At 65.4% G+C, this 1,074-nt stretch carries 1 protein-coding gene and 1 pseudogene; both read left to right on the forward strand.

Annotated elements, in window-relative coordinates:
* Complete coding sequence (locus ACT535_RS24955) at positions 1-882, forward strand: branched-chain amino acid ABC transporter permease (protein ID WP_168462586.1); 882 nt, start codon at positions 1-3, stop codon at positions 880-882.
* Between the two features lie 70 nt (positions 883-952).
* Positions 953-1,074 (forward strand): annotated as a pseudogene (locus ACT535_RS24960) (branched-chain amino acid ABC transporter permease); the annotation flags it as partial.

The raw sequence follows: 1,074 nt of genomic DNA on the forward strand, positions 1-1,074 counted from the left end.
ATGTTCGAGCTTCTCGGCATTCCCCCCCAGGCCCTGTTCGGGCAATTGCTGCTGGGCCTGATTAACGGCGCGTTCTACGCCATGCTGAGCCTCGGGCTCGCGGTGATCTTCGGCCTTTTGAACGTCATCAACTTCACCCACGGCGCGCAGTACATGATGGGCGCGTTCGGGGCGTGGATGCTGCTGAACTATGCCGGCATCCCCTTCTGGGGGGCGCTGGTGCTCTCGCCGATCATCGTCGCGATCATCGGCATGGTCATCGAGAGGACGCTGCTCAAACGGCTATACCATCTCGATCATCTCTACGGCCTGCTGCTCACCTTCGGCCTCGCCCTCATCCTCGAGGGCCTGTTCCGGCGTCAGTACGGCTCCTCGGGCCTGCCCTATAACAATCCCCTGCCGGGCGGCACCAACCTCGGCTTCATGTTCCTGCCCAACTACCGCGCCTTCGTGGTGGTGGCGTCCCTCGTGGTGTGCCTTGCCACCTGGTTCGTGATCGAACGCACCAAGCTCGGCTCCTACCTGCGCGCCGCCACCGAGCGGCCGGACCTGGTGCAGGCCTTCGGCATCGACGTGCCGCGCATGATCACGCTCACCTACGGCTTCGGCGTCGGCCTCGCCGCGCTCGCCGGCGTGCTCGCCGCCCCGGCCTACCAGGTGAGCCCCACCATGGGCTCCAATCTCATCATCGTGGTGTTCGCGGTGGTGGTGATCGGCGGCATGGGCTCGATCATGGGCGCCATCGTCACGGGCTTCGGCCTCGGTGTCATCGAGGGCCTGACCAAGGTCTTCTATCCCGAGGCCTCGTCCACCGTGATCTTCGTCATCATGGCCATCGTGCTCATGGTGAAGCCCGCCGGCCTGTTCGGCACGGCCAAGTGAGGGCTGCTACATGAGCTCCGCGACCCATCCCGCTTCCGCCCCGGCCACCTCCGGCGCCAGCTCGAACGCCATGCTCCTGTTCGGCATCGCCGCCGTGGCGGTGCTGCTGGTGGCGCCGTTCGGCGTCTATCCCGTGTTCCTGATGAAGGTGATGTGCTTCGCGCTGTTCGCGTGCGCCTTCAACCTGCTGCT

The sequence above is a fragment of the Xanthobacter sp. DMC12 genome, from assembly GCF_056314105.1.

Bases quoted from the DNA above. Each gene is read 5' to 3' on its own strand.
- ACT535_RS24955 (WP_168462586.1), top strand. From the start codon at position 1: ATGTTCGAGCTTCTCGGCATTCCCCCCCAGGCCCTGTTCGGGCAATTG.